Annotated in this window: 16 protein-coding genes; 12 read left to right on the plus strand and 4 right to left on the minus strand. The window is 58.3% G+C overall.

Annotated features, from left to right (window positions below; translation table 11 throughout):
- Nucleotides 1-85: 85 nt before the first annotated feature.
- From AB7828_RS24675 to AB7828_RS24690, 4 genes are read left to right on the plus strand one after another with little or no spacing between them, the layout of a single operon-like run.
- Complete coding sequence (locus AB7828_RS24675; RefSeq protein ID WP_441231422.1) at nt 86-946, plus strand: fumarylacetoacetate hydrolase family protein; 861 nt, start codon at nt 86-88, stop codon at nt 944-946.
- Nucleotides 947-948: 2 nt separating this feature from the next.
- A complete protein-coding gene (gene hpaH, locus AB7828_RS24680; protein ID WP_441231423.1) occupies nt 949-1752 on the plus strand; it encodes a 2-oxo-hept-4-ene-1,7-dioate hydratase in 804 nt (267 codons plus the stop codon).
- A gap of 22 nt (nt 1753-1774) precedes the next feature.
- The gene (locus tag AB7828_RS24685) at nt 1775-2167 is read left to right on the plus strand and encodes a RidA family protein (protein WP_441231424.1); all 393 of its coding nucleotides are present in this window, start codon (nt 1775-1777) and stop codon (nt 2165-2167) included.
- Nucleotides 2168-2179: 12 nt separating this feature from the next.
- A complete protein-coding gene (locus tag AB7828_RS24690; protein ID WP_441231425.1) occupies nt 2180-3052 on the plus strand; it encodes an amidohydrolase family protein in 873 nt (290 codons plus the stop codon).
- Nucleotides 3053-3315: 263 nt separating this feature from the next.
- Here the strand turns inward: AB7828_RS24690 and AB7828_RS24695 are convergent, their stop codons facing one another.
- Nucleotides 3316-4227 (minus strand): DUF2189 domain-containing protein, encoded by a 912-nt coding sequence (locus tag AB7828_RS24695; protein WP_441231426.1) that lies wholly within the window; start codon nt 4225-4227, stop codon nt 3316-3318.
- Nucleotides 4228-4826: 599 nt separating this feature from the next.
- Between AB7828_RS24695 and coxB the strand changes: the two genes are divergently transcribed.
- From coxB to AB7828_RS24730, 7 genes are all read left to right on the plus strand, one after another.
- Nucleotides 4827-5660 carry a cytochrome c oxidase subunit II gene (gene coxB / locus AB7828_RS24700; RefSeq protein ID WP_089262772.1) on the plus strand — a complete coding sequence of 278 codons (834 nt, stop codon included), beginning with the start codon at nt 4827-4829 and terminating at the stop codon, nt 5658-5660.
- 80 nt (nt 5661-5740) lie between these two features.
- The gene (locus AB7828_RS24705) at nt 5741-7516 is read left to right on the plus strand and encodes a cbb3-type cytochrome c oxidase subunit I (RefSeq protein WP_441231427.1); all 1776 of its coding nucleotides are present in this window, start codon (nt 5741-5743) and stop codon (nt 7514-7516) included.
- Nucleotides 7513-8217, plus strand: a complete 705-nt coding sequence (locus tag AB7828_RS24710) for a cytochrome c oxidase subunit 3 (protein WP_441231428.1) — start codon at nt 7513-7515, stop codon at nt 8215-8217. Before AB7828_RS24705 ends, AB7828_RS24710 begins: the two co-directional genes overlap by 4 nt.
- A 16-nt stretch (nt 8218-8233) precedes the next feature.
- On the plus strand, nt 8234-8956 hold the full coding sequence (locus tag AB7828_RS24715; protein WP_441231429.1) for a heme-copper oxidase subunit III family protein: 723 nt from the start codon (nt 8234-8236) through the stop codon (nt 8954-8956).
- 10 nt (nt 8957-8966) lie between these two features.
- Nucleotides 8967-9332 (plus strand): cytochrome C oxidase subunit IV family protein, encoded by a 366-nt coding sequence (locus tag AB7828_RS24720; protein WP_089262764.1) that lies wholly within the window; start codon nt 8967-8969, stop codon nt 9330-9332.
- Between the two features lie 36 nt (nt 9333-9368).
- Complete coding sequence (locus AB7828_RS24725; RefSeq protein ID WP_120288269.1) at nt 9369-9662, plus strand: GYD domain-containing protein; 294 nt, start codon at nt 9369-9371, stop codon at nt 9660-9662.
- A gap of 135 nt (nt 9663-9797) precedes the next feature.
- On the plus strand, nt 9798-10001 hold the full coding sequence (locus tag AB7828_RS24730; protein ID WP_089262760.1) for a hypothetical protein: 204 nt from the start codon (nt 9798-9800) through the stop codon (nt 9999-10001).
- Between the two features lie 98 nt (nt 10002-10099).
- Here the strand turns inward: AB7828_RS24730 and AB7828_RS24735 are convergent, their stop codons facing one another.
- The 3 genes from AB7828_RS24735 to AB7828_RS24745 form a co-directional block, all read right to left on the minus strand.
- Nucleotides 10100-10864 carry a slipin family protein gene (locus tag AB7828_RS24735; RefSeq protein ID WP_093759775.1) on the minus strand — a complete coding sequence of 255 codons (765 nt, stop codon included), beginning with the start codon at nt 10862-10864 and terminating at the stop codon, nt 10100-10102.
- Entirely contained in the window at nt 10861-12264 is a 1404-nt protein-coding gene (locus AB7828_RS24740; RefSeq protein ID WP_231078248.1) for an NfeD family protein, read from the minus strand. The genes AB7828_RS24735 and AB7828_RS24740 overlap by 4 nt, the downstream gene beginning before the upstream one ends.
- Before the next feature lie 330 nt (nt 12265-12594).
- A complete protein-coding gene (locus AB7828_RS24745; RefSeq protein WP_120288271.1) occupies nt 12595-13014 on the minus strand; it encodes a CBS domain-containing protein in 420 nt (139 codons plus the stop codon).
- Between the two features lie 327 nt (nt 13015-13341).
- Between AB7828_RS24745 and AB7828_RS24750 the strand changes: the two genes are divergently transcribed.
- A complete protein-coding gene (locus tag AB7828_RS24750) occupies nt 13342-14142 on the plus strand; it encodes an AMP nucleosidase (RefSeq protein WP_089262752.1) in 801 nt (266 codons plus the stop codon).
- The last annotated feature ends 44 nt before the right edge of the window (nt 14143-14186 follow it).

Consider the following 14186-nt stretch of genomic DNA (forward strand, 5'->3'; position numbering starts at 1 on the left):
AAGAACGCCGCGGGCGCAGCTCGAGCAGCCGGTCCGGCACCGCGATCCGGCGGCAATCGATCCAGTGAATTATTCAGGAGCCTTCATGAAACTATGCAGCTATTCGACCGGCGGAAACAGCCGCTACGGCGTGGTGGCCGATGACGGCGTTATCGATCTCAGTGCATTGCTTGGATCGGAGTTTCCCGATCTGCGCAGCTTGATCGCCGGCAACGGGCTGGCGAAGGCGAAACAGGTGAGCGCCGGCCACAAGCCCGATCATCGACTGTCGGATCTGGTCTTGCTGCCGCCGATCCCGGCGCCGGAGAAGCTCTGGTGCATCGGGGTCAACTATAAGGACCGCAATGCTGAATACAAAGACAGCTCGGATTTGCCGAAATATCCGAGCCTGTTCGTCCGCAACCCGTCGTCGGTGGTCGGCTCCGATCAGCCCATCGAAAAGCCGAAGATCTCCGAGCAGCTCGACTACGAAGGCGAGCTCGTGATCGTCATCGGCAAGGAAGGTCGTCACATTACGCGAGAGAATGCGTGGTCGCACATCTTCGGCATGACTCTCTGCAACGAAGGCTCGGTGCGGGATTGGCTGCACCACGGCAAGTTCAACGTCACCCAGGGCAAGAATTTCGATCGGTCCGGCAGCGTCGGGCCGTGGATCGTCACGGCGGACGAATGCGATCCGCAAGGGACGCACGATATCGTCACGCGAGTGAACGGGGAGGAGCGTCAGAACGATGCGACAGAGCGGCTGATGTTCACCTTCGACTATCTGATTTCTTATCTGTCGACTTTTGCCACCTTGAAACCCGGCGACATGATCGCGACCGGAACGCCGACCGGCGCCGGCGCCCGCTTCACGCCGCCGCGTTGGCTCAAGCCAGGCGATGTCGTCGAGGTTGAGTCCAGGCAGATCGGCATTCTTCGCAACGTCGTCGCAGAGGAGAAATAGCGATGCTTGATCAGACGGTCATCGATACGCTGGCGCGTCGCCTCGACGAAGCGGAGCGGACCAAGACGCTCATCACCATGTTCACCGCCGACTATCCCGATCTCACCATCGAGGATGCCTATGCGATCCAGCGGACCTGGACGGCGCTGCAGCTCGAACGCGGGCGAGTGATCAAAGGCCACAAGATCGGCCTGACCTCGAAGGCGATGCAGAACGCGGTCAGCATCTCCGAGCCGGATTATGGCGTGCTGTTCGCCGACATGTTCTATCAGGATGCCGGCGCTATCCCTTATGAGCGGTTCTTCGCGCCGCGCGTGGAGGTCGAATTGGCGTTCGTGCTCAAGACCGATCTGCGCGGGCCGGATTGTACGATCTTCGACGTGCTGAACGCGACAGCCTACGTCACACCGGCGCTCGAAATCCTGGAAACGCGCATGCACCGCGTGCATCCGCAAACCAAGAAGCCCCGCACGGTGGTGGACACGATCTCCGACAACGCAGCGAATGCCGCGCTTGTGGTCGGCGGTCGTCCATTCCGTCCGCTGGATGTCGATCTGCGCTGGGTCAGCGCGCTGCTGTTCCGGAATGGCCAGATAGAGGAGACCGGCGTCGCCGCCGGCGTGCTGAACCATCCGGCAAACGGCATCGCGTGGCTCGCCAATCGCCTCGCGCCGCACGACGAATATCTCGCTGCAGGCGAGGTGGTGCTCGCCGGATCCTTCACGCGCCCGATCGAGGTCAACCGCGGCGATACGATACATGCCGATTACGGGCCGTATGGCTCGGTGTCGTGCCAATTCGTTTGACCGTTATCTGGAGACCGCAGCCATGACATCTTCCAGGCGCCGCCGCAGCGTTCATATCGGCGAGTTCAAGCACGCAAATCCGATCCCCAATGCCTGCCGCATCAACAATCTGCTGATGTCCGGCGTCATCCTCGGCCGCGATCCCAGGACAAGCGAGATGCCGCCCGATCTCGAAAGCCAGTGCGCCAACATGTTCGCGCATATGAAGGCGATCGTGGAAGCCGGCGGCGGCAGCACTGACGACATCATCAAGATGACGGTCTGGCTCAAGGATCGCAGCAATCGCGGGCCGGTCAATGTCGAGTGGCTCAAGATGTTTCCCGACGAGCATTCGCGCCCAGCCCGTCATGCGCTCTCCATGGAGATGGAGGGCGGCGCCCTGGTGCAATGCGATTTCACTGCGGTGATCGATTAAAGGAGCAGACAGATGCCCGACTATCTTCCATTTGATCCAAACCCGCGCACGCCATCCCGCAAGCCGCCGCCGAAGAGCATCGACAGTCAGTTCCATGTGCTCGGTCCGGTGGAACGCTATCCCATCCGGCCGGGCGCGGCCTATCAGATGCCGACGGCGACCTGGGAGGCTGCGCTTCGGGTACACAAGGCGCTTGGTATCGAGCGCGGCATCATCGTGCAGACGACGACATATGGTGCCGATCACTCGGTGGTTCTGGACGGGCTGGCGGCGATGGGGCCGAACTACAAGGCCTGCGCGAATGCGCTGGTTTTCGCAGAGCGTGACGATGCGTATCTCGCCAAGCTGAACGACGCCGGCGTCGGCGGGGCGCGGTTCAGCTTCCGCAAGGAGCTCGGCGCCGTACTTTCGGACAGCGACTACGAGCGCGCGATCGCACGTATTTCCGAACTCGGCTGGTACGCTAAATTCCAGCCGGAGAAGGACGGCATCGTTGCCAACCTCGACAAGATCGCGTCCCTCAAGGTGCCGGTCCTCATCGATCACATGGGCCGCCCGGATCCAACCCTCGGCAAGAACGATCCGAATTTACGTGCGGTTCTCGATCTGCTGTCGAAGGGCAATTTCTGGGTGATGCTCTCGCTCGGCGAAAAGACGTCCAGGAAAGGTCCGCCGTGGGACGACGTCGTTCCCATCGCGCAAGCCTATCTCGAAGCCGCGCCCGATCGCTGCGTCTGGGCAAGCGACTGGCCGCACCCGGTATCGGTCGTCCAGCCGCCGAACGACGCCGACCTGCTTGGATTGCTCTATCGCTACGCGCCGGACGATGCCTTGCTGGAAAAGATACTAGTCACAAATCCGGCAAAGCTGTTTGGGTTCTCCTGATAGATAATGGGCGGACATCCTGCCGGGAGCGGAGTCCGCTTCCGGCGGATATCCGGGATCGCCCCTCGTCCGGGCTGGATTTCATCCGCGCGGGCGGGGTGCTTCGACTGATTGTGAAGCCGACACAAATATCTTTTTGCTGCTCTTCTTCAGCGAGCCTGTCGCGAGCCCGTCAGAATCTCACGCGACAGGGAACCGCATGCGAGCGATCGAAACCGCAGCCGTATGGTTGTGAACCTGCGTCTCCGGTCGTTTGTTTCGACCTACGGCTTATCGCGGCCCCACGGGAAGAGAGAGACCGGAAAATCGGCCGCATAGCGCCGCCCTTTCGGCGGACGGGGAGGGTCCTGCCGAGGATTCGGGTCCGGCTCCAGCACCTTGCGATAAAGATGCCAGGTGGCATGACCGAGTAGGGGCAGAACAACGGCGAGACCGACGAATAACGGCAGCGAACCGGCCACCAGCAGCGCGGCCACAATCAGACCCCATGCCGCCATCGTCACTGGATTTTTCATCACGACCCGCAGCGAGGTCTGAACTGCGTCTGTCACGCTCGCATGTCGGTCGAGCATCAGCGGAAACGCCACGACGCTAACGCACAGGGCCATGATAGCGAACAATAGTCCGACGCCGCAGCCCTGGACGATCAGTTGGTGCCCCTCTGTGGTTGTGAAGATGCGCGATGCGAAATCAGGAATGCTGGCCGCAGGGGCATTGCCGAACTTGGAAACGTAAATCGCATTCGCAGTGGTCACCCAGACCACGAACAGAATGAGCAGGAGCGTGCCGAGGCCAAGCATGGCTCCAAAGGACGGCGAGCGCAGCACGCCGAGTGCATGCCACGCCGACGCCTCTTCGCCGCGTTCGCGGCGGCGGCTGAGTTCATAGAGACCGAGGGCTGCAAAAGGACCAATCAACGCAAAACCGGCGGCTAGTGGGAAAAGCAGCGGTAACACCGAATAGCCAAGGGTCATTCTGGCCAGCACAAGCCCGAGAACAGGATAGATAATGCACAGAATAATGGCGTGACTCGGAACCGCTTTGAAGTCCTCCCAGCCCAGCCGTAACGCTTCATGTAAATCGGACAACCCGATCTTGCGAATGACGGGCGCGGCGACGCTATCGGAAGCGCCAGGTGCTGTCTGCGAGATCTTGTCAGAATACGGAGTAGCCATGGTCACGATCTCCCACGCGTTCGCACCGGCGAGATCTGGTCATTTTCAAATGACGAGTATTCGCCTTCGTGCGCAGAAATCGCGACTGGGTTCTGGAAGACGGCCAAGTTCAACGAAGAGAGCTTTGCCGAGCAAAACCTGTCGCAACCTGTGCGGCAAGTTTAGCGCAATCCGGAAAGAATAGCACGCACTGTTCGGTGAATTCTTACTTTGTAAGGTTTACGTTTCGCCACGTCGCTGATGGCATGACGCATCACTTTGTCTGTCATGCGGACGCACGGCGTCGTCTATTGCAATGCGATATGAGTATCCGTTGCGCGTGCCATTGCTCAACGGTTCGATCGTGGTGCTATCGTCGTCGTGAGGAATAAGCCGGTCTATTGACAATCAAGCTCGCCGGGGAACATCCTGTAGTGGCAAGTGCCCGTAGTTCGACGACACCAGCGATCGCAACTTTTCGAATTTGATGTTGCGACCGGTTAGAGGGCAAGGCGGCCAGCATTGTGATGGCGAGCTCGAAATCAGCCATCGATGCAGACGTGAACTGCGCCCTTTTCTAAGTCTTGTCCGCAGCCTCTAGAGGCAAGGATGAACAAGGGATGGCTGTAGCATTCATACTGCTGTTGGTCGCAGTCGCTTCGGTGCTGTTTCACCTCCTTAGCCCATGGTGGTGGACGCCGATCGCATCGAACTGGAGTTACATCGACGACACGATCACCATGACGTTCTGGATCACCGGAGCGGTCTTCTTCGCGATCGTCGCATTCATCGCCTATTGCATCTTCCGTTTTCATCACAAAGAAGGAAGACAAGCGGCCTATGAGCCCGAAAACAAAAGGCTCGAATGGTGGCTCACCATAGGGACCGCGATCGGTGTCGGAGCGATGTTGGCGCCCGGTTTGGTTGTCTGGCATCAGTTTGTGACGGTGCCGTCCGATGCAACAGAGATCGAGGTCATGGGCCAGCAATGGCGCTGGAGCTACCGGCTGCCAGGAAAGGACGGCCGGCTCGGGACGGTCGATGCCCGCAATGTCAGTGCCGAGAATCCACTGGGCTTGAATCCGAACGATCCCAATGGTCAGGACGACGTCGTGGTTGAGAACGACGATTTGCATCTCCCGATCGGGAAGCCGGTCAAGGTATTGCTCCGTTCAATCGACGTTCTGCACGATTTCTACGTGCCTGAGTTCCGGGCGAAGATGGATATGGTGCCGGGCTCGGTCACATACTTCTGGTTCACTCCCACGCGCACAGGAACATTCGAGGTTCTTTGCGCGGAATTGTGCGGCATCGCGCATGCGCAAATGCGGAGCAACGTCATCGTCCAGGAAGAGAGCGAATATCATGCATGGCTGGAGAAGCAGCAGACATTCGCAGCGTTATCCGGCCACCGACCCATCACGAAGGCGACTTACAAGACCCGCGGCAAATAGCAGGACCGGCGCGGCGGCGTTGCACGTTGTAACACTTACGATGAGCGACGATCAGAGGATAAATCCGGGAGGACATTTTAATGGTTGATGTCCCGTCTGACGTACTCGCAGGAATTCCGCCGGCCGAAGTGGGGGAGGTCGATCTCTATCACCCACGAAGTTGGTGGACGCGATATGTCTTCTCGCAAGATGCCAAGATCATTGCGGTCCAGTATGCGATTACAGCAATGGCCATCGGTATGGTCGCGCTGGTGCTGTCGTGGCTGATGCGGCTGCAGCTCGGATTCCCCGGAACGTTTTCGTTTATCGATCCGAGCCAGTATCTTCAGTTCATCACCATGCATGGCATGATCATGGTGATCTACCTTCTCACGGCGCTGTTTCTCGGAGGCTTCGGGAATTATCTCATCCCGCTGATGGTCGGTGCTCGCGACATGGTGTTCCCCTATGCGAACATGCTGAGCTACTGGATCTATCTGCTTGCCGTGCTGGTGCTGGTTGCGACCTTCTTTGTACCGGGTGGGCCGACCGGCGCTGGTTGGACGCTGTATCCGCCGCAGGCCATTCTTTCCGGAAGCCCCGGACAGGAAGCAGGCATCATCATGATGCTGGTGTCGCTGATCCTGTTCATTATCGGCTTCACCATGGGCGGCTTGAATTACGTCGTGACGGTGCTGCAGGGTCGCACGCGCGGAATGACGCTGATGCGGCTGCCTTTGACGGTGTGGGGCATTTTTACAGCGACCGTGATGGCGTTGCTCGCATTTCCAGCCTTGTTCGTCGCCTCGGTGATGATGCTGTTCGATCGGCTTCTTGGCACCAGCTTCTTCATGCCAACGCTCGTGGAGATGGGGCAGCTGGGGAAGTACGGCGGTGGCAGTCCGCTGCTGTTCCAGCACCTGTTCTGGTTTTTCGGCCACCCCGAAGTCTATATCGTTGCGTTACCTGCTTTTGGCATTGTCTCTGACCTCATCAGTACTCATGCTCGAAAGAATATTTTCGGTTATCGCATGATGGTGTGGGCGATTGTCGGCATCGGAGCGATGAGCTTCGTGGTGTGGGCGCACCACATGTATGTCAGTGGCATGAATCCGAAGTTCGGATTTTTCTTCGCAACAACGACCCTCATCATCGCGATCCCCACGGCGATCAAGGTTTACAACTGGATCCTGACCCTGTGGCGTGGCGACATTCACCTCACCGTTCCGATGCTGTTCGCGCTCGCATTCATTATCACGTTCGTCAATGGCGGCCTGACTGGCCTGTTCCTCGGCAACGTCGTCGTGGACGTTCCGTTGTCCGATACCATGTTCGTGGTCGCCCATTTTCACATGGTCATGGGGGTTGCGCCGATCATGGTCGTGTTTGGTGCGATCTATCACTGGTATCCGAAAGTGACGGGACGGATGCTGAACGAGACGCTGGGGCGCTTCCATTTCTGGGTCACGTTCCTTGGAGCTTACGCGATCTTCTTCCCCATGCATTATCTCGGGCTGCTGGGTGTGCCGCGCCGCTATCACGACATCGGTGGGACGGCATTCGTCCCGGCGTCGGCCCATGACCTGAATGCATTCATGAGTATCGCTGCGCTCATCGTCGGCTTTGCCCAGCTCGTATTTGTGTTCAACATGATCCGGAGCCTGTCCAAGGGCGAGGACGCCGGCGGCAATCCGTGGAACGCGACCACGCTCGAGTGGCAAACGCCGCAGACGCCGCCGGCACATGGCAACTGGGGCAAGGAACTCCCGGTCGTCTATCGCTGGGCTTATGATTATAGCGTGCCCGGCGCAGCACGGGATTTCATCCCCCAGAATGAACCGCCGGCCAGCTCGACGCCGAAGGGAGCGCATCCATGACGGCCATCGTCCTGTTCATGGCTGGAATAGCGGCCATTGCGGGATGGTGGCTCTCGCAGCAACGGCTTGCGGCCAAGCCCTGGCTGGAGGAGGGGGCGGTCGGCGATTTTCCCGGCGGAAGTTCGATGTCGTTGCCGGCGGCGAAAATAGGTTTGGGTGTGTTTCTCGCGGTCGTCGGGTCGTTGTTTGCGCTCTTCGTCAGCGCTTACTCCATGCGCATGCAACTGATCGACTGGCGGTCGCTGCCCGTGCCCGGGTTGCTGTGGTTCAACACCGGTGTTCTGATCGTGAGCAGCGGCGCACTGCAATGGGCGCAGGTTTCCGTACATCGCGACGACAGCGAAAATGTGCTGATCGGCCTGCTTGCAAGCGGCCTTTCCGCCGTTGTTTTCCTGATAGGTCAGTTGCTGGTGTGGCAGCAGCTCAACACCGGGGGCTACTTTCTGGCGGCCAATCCTGCCAACGCCTTCTTCTATCTGATCACCGCAGTCCATGGACTGCACCTGCTCGGCGGTCTCGTCGCTCTGGGCAGAACCATCGTCAAGGCATGGCGTGGTGTTGAAATCCCGCGCCTGCATTTGAGTGTGGAACTGTGCACGATGTATTGGCATTTCCTGCTTTTGGTCTGGTTGATCCTGCTCGCTCTGCTGACAGGCTGGGCGGATGACTTCGTCACCATCTGTCGCCAGTTGCTGACATAGGGAAGGCATCGATGCGATGACAGAGACTGTGCTGACAAACATCGAAAAGCGCCGAACGACGACCGCAGGCTGGCAAGGTATTGTCGCCGACTGGTCCTCGGATCAACGGGCATTCAAGAATGTATCCTGGGGAAAGGCCATGATGTGGATCTTTCTCCTCAGCGATACCTTTATCTTCGGTTGCTTCCTGCTGTCGTACATGACGGCGCGCATGTCCACGACGGTGCCCTGGCCAAACCCGAGTGAAGTCTTCGCTCTGACGATTGCAGGACAACACATCCCGCTCATTCTGATTGCCATCATGACCTTCGTGCTGATCAGCAGCAGCGGGACCATGGCGATGGCCGTCAATTTCGGCTACCGCCACGATCGCCGCAAAACGGCGATTCTGATGCTGGTGACCGCCGCGTTCGGTGCGACATTTGTCGGAATGCAGGCTTTCGAATGGACCAAGCTGATCATGGAGGGGGTGAGGCCCTGGGAAAATCCGTGGGGGGCAGAGCAATTCGGCTCATGCTTTTTCATGATTACAGGATTCCACGGAACGCACGTAACGATTGGTGTTGTTTTCCTGATCATCATTGCGCGAAAGGTCTGGCGCGGAGATTTCGAGACTGAACGTCGGGGCTTTTTCACAAGCAGGAAGGGGAACTACGAGATCGTCGAAATCACCGGCCTGTATTGGCATTTCGTCGATTTGGTATGGGTGTTTATCTTTGCCTTTTTCTATCTTTGGTGAGGGAAAAAACATGGCTGAAGTCACGCTACATGCAACACCTCATGCAACTCCCGCAGCACATGCCGAGGGACACCAGCACCCGATCAAGCTTTATCTCGTGGTCTGGGGATGGCTGTTTGTCTTGAGTACATGCTCTTACCTCGTCGACTACTTTAATCTGCAGGGATATCTGAGGTGGTCTCTCATCGTGGTGTTCATGATGTTGAAGGCAGGCTTGATTGTTGCGGTCTTCATGCACATGGCGTGGGAGCGTCTGGCTTTGGCCTATGCCATCCTGCTCCCGCCGTTGGTGTTGTTGGTTTTTGTCGGGATCATGGTGTTTGAATCGGACTACACGTTGTTGAGTCGGATCATTTTCTTCAAGACTGGGGCGTGAAGATGAACGGGGGTCTCGTGCGCAAGGAGGACTTTCATGACTACATATATCATGCTTGCAAACTGGACTGATCAAGGTATCCAACACGTCAAGGACTCGCCGCGTCGTCTCGATTTGGCGAAGAAAGCTCTCAAGGATATGGACGGAGAGTTCAAATCGTTCTTTCTGACCATGGGCGACTATGACATCGTCGCGGTTTACGAAGCGCCGGACGATGCCGTCGCCGCGCGATTCAATTTGCAGCTGGGCATGCTGGGAAACATTCGAACGCACACATTGAAAGCGTTTCCCGAAACAGCTTACCGGGAGATCATCAAGTCGCTGGGCTGATTGCGGACCGGAAGCGCGTCCGCGAGGTGCCACGCGCCGGCCAAATGTCATGTCGACAGGAAAGAAGGCCGAGATGGCGCCCGCTGGCGGAAAGTAGGCGGGCGAGACAATTAGTGAAGACGAGGTGGTGCGCAGATGCAATTTACCGTTGGATTCAAGCTGAAGGGCAAGGCGGGTCATGTCGTCGTAGACGCCGAGGACGCGCTTGTCGCCGCTCTGAAAGTCAAGGCGGAGCTCCCGGAAGCGATGACGATGTATGTGCGCCCGCAAAACCGGCGCGGCGACGCACGACACCCGTCACATGTGCCTGTCGACGAGCGCGCCGAGGATACTCATTGATGGTAAATTGGGGTGATGAGCAAGCCAGCGCAAGCCATGGTTCGTTCGGCCCATGACAGACTCAAGCTGAAGCTGGCGCAGAAGCACAAGAAATAAACTCACGGTACTCCGCCCGGCCGCGGCGTCATATGGCTGAGCAGATCCATCGGCAGCGGAAAGACCACAGTCGATGACCGCTCGCCTGCAATGTCGTGCAACGCCGCAAAATAGCGCAGCTGCATCGCCTGCGGCTCCTGAGCAAGGATCCGGCCGGCCTCGACGAGCTTCTCAGCGGCTTGCTGCTCGCCTATCGCATTGATCACTTTCGCCCGCCGCAGCCGCTCCGCTTCGGCCTGCTTGGCGATGGCACGCACCATGTTCTCATTGAGGTCGATATCCTTGATCTCAATGTTGGTGACCTTGATGCCCCACGCGTCAGTTTGCTGATCGAGGATCTCCTGAATGTCGGCGTTGAGTTTGTCGCGCTCTGCGAGCATTTCATCCAGCTCATGCTTGCCGAGCACCGAGCGCAGCGTGGTCTGTGCCAACTGGCTGGTCGCGGCCATGAAATTCCCGACCTTGATGATCGCACGTTCCGGGTCGACGATGCGGAAATAGAGAACGGCGTTCACCTTGACGGAAACATTATCGCGGGAAATGACGTCCTGCGGCGGCACATCCTGCACCATCACCCTGAGATCGGCCTTCACCATCTGCTGCACGAACGGAATAAGGATGATGAGCCCCGGACCTTTCACGCCGGTGAACCGTCCGAGCGTGAAGACGATGCCGCGCTCGTATTCACGCAGGATGCGAATGGCGGAGGAGAGAAAGGCGATCACGATGATCGCGAGCAGCGAATAGGCTATGTAATCGAGCATCATCGCACACCTCCTTCACCGGCGCTGAGTGCCGGCCGGCGACGCACCATCAGCGTCAGATCCGTGATGCTGGCGATCTCGACCGTCTCTCCGGGCTTGAATGTTTCCATGCCGCGGGCTCGCCAGCGCTCACCCTGCGTGAAGACGTGACCTTCGATGTCATTCCAGTCGAGAACTTCGGCGGGCAGGCCGCGCATGGCCTGCGCGCCGACTCGTGCCGGAGCTTTGCGCGCGCGCTGAAGCGAGCCGAGCACAATGAGTAGCAGTCCGATGAACATCGCCGTCACGATGCCGACGAGTGTCCATGACAGCCGGTATCCGGGCGCTTCGATCCTGAACAACATCAACCCACCGAGGATCAGGGCGATGGCACCGCCGAGGCCAAGAACCACGGTCGGGTTGAAGGCCTCGACAATCAGTAGCGCGATCCCCAACATCATCAGCCCAAGGCCGGCATAGTTGGTCGGCAGCAGGTTGAAGGCATAGAGGCCCAGCAACAGACAGATCGTACCGACCACGCCGGGCGCGACGGCGCCAGGAGACATGAATTCAAAAATCAGACCGTAGATGCCGACCAGCAGAAGAATGAAGGCGACGTTGGGGTTGGTGATCACAGACAGAAATTGCGCGATCCATCCGGAGTCGATCGTCTCGATCGTCGCATCCTTTGTCGCCAGATGCCGTCTGTCGCCACCGGGAAGTTCCACGACGCGACCATCGACCTGCCTGAGCAGTTCGACCGGGTCGCGCGCAATGAGATCGATGACACTCGCTTGCAACGCAGCACTGGCGGAAAGACTGGCTGCCTCGCGGACAGCCTTCTCGGCCCAATCGGCGTTACGTCCGCGTAACTCGGCCAGGCTGCGGATAAAGGCGACGGCGTCGTTTGTCGCCTTCGCCATCATCGCATCCTTCGGCTCCGTTTGTTGGGAGCTGTCTTTCTTGTCCTTGCCGTCTTTGTCAGGGGTGATGCCCGGCAGGCCTGGCACCGGACTGCCGATTTGCACTGGCGTCGCTGCGCCAAGATTGGTGCCCGGCGCCATTGCGGCGATATGCGTTGCATAGAGGATATAGGTGCCGGCGCTGGCAGCATGGGCTCCCGACGGGGCGACATAACCTATGACAGGAACGGGCGAGGCCAGCACGTCGGCGATGGTCTCGCGCATGCTGGTGACGAGACCGCCCGGCGTATTCAGACGCAGAATAACAGCTTCGGCACGCCGTTCGCTTGCCTTGGCGAGTGCGTCTTTCACGTAGCTGGCGGTTGCCGGTCCGATCGCTCCGTCGATTGCGATCGTCAGCACAAGTTTTCCACTCCCCTCCGCCGAGACAGGCGTGGTGGGGGAGACGGCCAGAGCGACAATCGCAACTGTCGCCGCAAGAGTGGCCTGTACGGTCTGCACAGCCTGGACTCCCTTATCAAGATGATGTGGGAGGTCCTGGCAGAATCTCAATACGACCGGGATTGGCGAGCCATCGCCCGTTGTCGAAACGAATGTGAGGGCTGCGTAAGACGAGAAGAATCGTCGATATTATCAGGCAGTCTCAATGGCATAAGAAGTTCGCAGTTTCGATCCACGCCCTCGCTTCGCCTCCGAACAATGGCGTGACCGCGTAGGCACGGCCTTCTTCATCGCGGCTCGATGAGCAAAGTTCTGTCATCGAACTGTTCGACGATCGTGCCGACTGGCCGCGCCCCTCCGCCGGATCGCAAGAGGAGCGCTGGCCGTGTTTCAGTGATGGGCCGAAACGCTCTTGACGCATTCGGACAACAAATCACCTGACGCAGAATGGCTGACGTCGCCCAGACTGACGATGCCGACCATCCGTTTACTCTTGTTGATTACCGGCAGCCTGCGGACCCGCAGTTTCTCCATGTGATGTATTGCCTTTGCGAGATCGTCGTCCTCCCGGCAACAATGGATACCTTCGGTCATCACATCGCGCGCCGTCGCGCGGCCGGCATCGAAGCTGTTCCTCGCGAGCCCTTTGCAGACAATGTCGCGGTCAGTCACCATCCCGATCAGGCGGTCGTCCTCGCCAACCGGAACGCAGCCAATGTCATGCCCCCGCATCAATTTCGCGAGCTCGGTGACAGGAGTGTCGGGGCTGACCCAGTCGACACCTTTGTGCATCACCTCTTTGACTTTCATGGCGAACCTCCGTTCCTAGAGTTCAGATGAATTGATGCAATGCAGTATGTCTCGCCTCCCTCCATGTTCTCCAACTATACAATCAATTACGTGCGAGGTCGCAGAAGAAAACATCATTCCTGCGCGATCAGACCGGACAAACGCGGCCGCTGTTGCAATCCACCCTCCTGAACAGCGCGCATTCGACGCAAGGCCCGGACCATCCACGGTTGCAAGTGGATTAATGGAACCCAAATAATCCAAACGTGTCTCATTGGACAGGGAGCGGTCCTATCCACTAGTTTGGCAGGCGGCGGTGTTGCACATCTCCGGACGAGATCATTGGGAATGAAAGAGAAAAAGGATATCGTAGAAAACTGGTTGCCGCGTTACACCGGCACGCCGCTTGCTGAGTTCGGAGAGTATGTTCTCTTGACCAACTTCGACAACTACGTCGAATGGTTCGCCACGGCGTATGGCAGTTTGGTAAAGGGCGCAGATCGACCGATGCCCAATGCGACTGCCGATGGTATCACTCTGATTAACTTCGGCATGGGAAGTCCGAATGCGGCGACCGTGATGGATCTGTTAAGTGCCATCGCGCCGAAAGCCGTATTGTTTCTCGGCAAATGCGGTGGGTTGAAACGCAAAAATAAAATCGGCGATTTGGTTTTACCGATTGCGGCCATTCGGGGCGAAGGCACCTCAAATGATTACTTGCCCCCGGAGGTTCCGGCGCTGCCCGCGTTCCAGTTGCAACGCGCGGTGTCGACCATGATCCGCGATCTCGGTCACGACTATTGGACCGGCACCGTGTACACGACCAATCGTCGTGTCTGGGAACATGATGATCGCTTCAGGGATATATTGCGTCGTACACGGAGCATGGCGATCGACATGGAGACCGCAACAATCTTTGCTGCGGGATTTGCCAATCACATTTCGACTGGCGCACTGCTTCTCGTGTCCGATCAGCCAATGATTCCTGAGGGTGTGAAGACCGAAGCGTCGGATCAGGAGGTGACTGCGAACTATGTCGAGAGGCATATCAGGATCGGAGTGGAGGCCCTGAAGCTTGTGCGGCGCCGCGGGCGCAGCGTCAAGCATTTGCGTTTCGAAGACGATTTCGATGCAGGGCATGAGACGTAAAGAAGCGTCGCATCGCTGCATCGACAATTAAGCAGCGGCACGAT

The sequence above is a fragment of the Tardiphaga sp. 215_C5_N2_1 genome (assembly GCF_052076055.1).
Lineage (GTDB): Bacteria > Pseudomonadota > Alphaproteobacteria > Rhizobiales > Xanthobacteraceae > Tardiphaga > Tardiphaga robiniae.

What these genes read in the sequence shown, in the direction of transcription:
- AB7828_RS24675 (WP_441231422.1), top strand. Translation starts at nt 86, where the DNA reads ATGAAACTATGCAGCTATTCGACCGGCGGAAACAGCCGCTACGGCGTG.
- hpaH (WP_441231423.1), top strand. Translation starts at nt 949, where the DNA reads ATGCTTGATCAGACGGTCATCGATACGCTGGCGCGTCGCCTCGACGAA.
- AB7828_RS24685 (WP_441231424.1), top strand. Translation starts at nt 1,775, where the DNA reads ATGACATCTTCCAGGCGCCGCCGCAGCGTTCATATCGGCGAGTTCAAG.
- AB7828_RS24690 (WP_441231425.1), top strand. Translation starts at nt 2,180, where the DNA reads ATGCCCGACTATCTTCCATTTGATCCAAACCCGCGCACGCCATCCCGC.
- AB7828_RS24695 (WP_441231426.1), bottom strand. Translation starts at nt 4,227, where the DNA reads ATGGCTACTCCGTATTCTGACAAGATCTCGCAGACAGCACCTGGCGCT.
- coxB (WP_089262772.1), top strand. Translation starts at nt 4,827, where the DNA reads ATGGCTGTAGCATTCATACTGCTGTTGGTCGCAGTCGCTTCGGTGCTG.
- AB7828_RS24705 (WP_441231427.1), top strand. Translation starts at nt 5,741, where the DNA reads ATGGTTGATGTCCCGTCTGACGTACTCGCAGGAATTCCGCCGGCCGAA.
- AB7828_RS24710 (WP_441231428.1), top strand. Translation starts at nt 7,513, where the DNA reads ATGACGGCCATCGTCCTGTTCATGGCTGGAATAGCGGCCATTGCGGGA.
- AB7828_RS24715 (WP_441231429.1), top strand. Translation starts at nt 8,234, where the DNA reads ATGACAGAGACTGTGCTGACAAACATCGAAAAGCGCCGAACGACGACC.
- AB7828_RS24720 (WP_089262764.1), top strand. Translation starts at nt 8,967, where the DNA reads ATGGCTGAAGTCACGCTACATGCAACACCTCATGCAACTCCCGCAGCA.
- AB7828_RS24725 (WP_120288269.1), top strand. Translation starts at nt 9,369, where the DNA reads ATGACTACATATATCATGCTTGCAAACTGGACTGATCAAGGTATCCAA.
- AB7828_RS24730 (WP_089262760.1), top strand. Translation starts at nt 9,798, where the DNA reads ATGCAATTTACCGTTGGATTCAAGCTGAAGGGCAAGGCGGGTCATGTC.
- AB7828_RS24735 (WP_093759775.1), bottom strand. Translation starts at nt 10,864, where the DNA reads ATGATGCTCGATTACATAGCCTATTCGCTGCTCGCGATCATCGTGATC.
- AB7828_RS24745 (WP_120288271.1), bottom strand. Translation starts at nt 13,014, where the DNA reads ATGAAAGTCAAAGAGGTGATGCACAAAGGTGTCGACTGGGTCAGCCCC.
- AB7828_RS24750 (WP_089262752.1), top strand. Translation starts at nt 13,342, where the DNA reads ATGAAAGAGAAAAAGGATATCGTAGAAAACTGGTTGCCGCGTTACACC.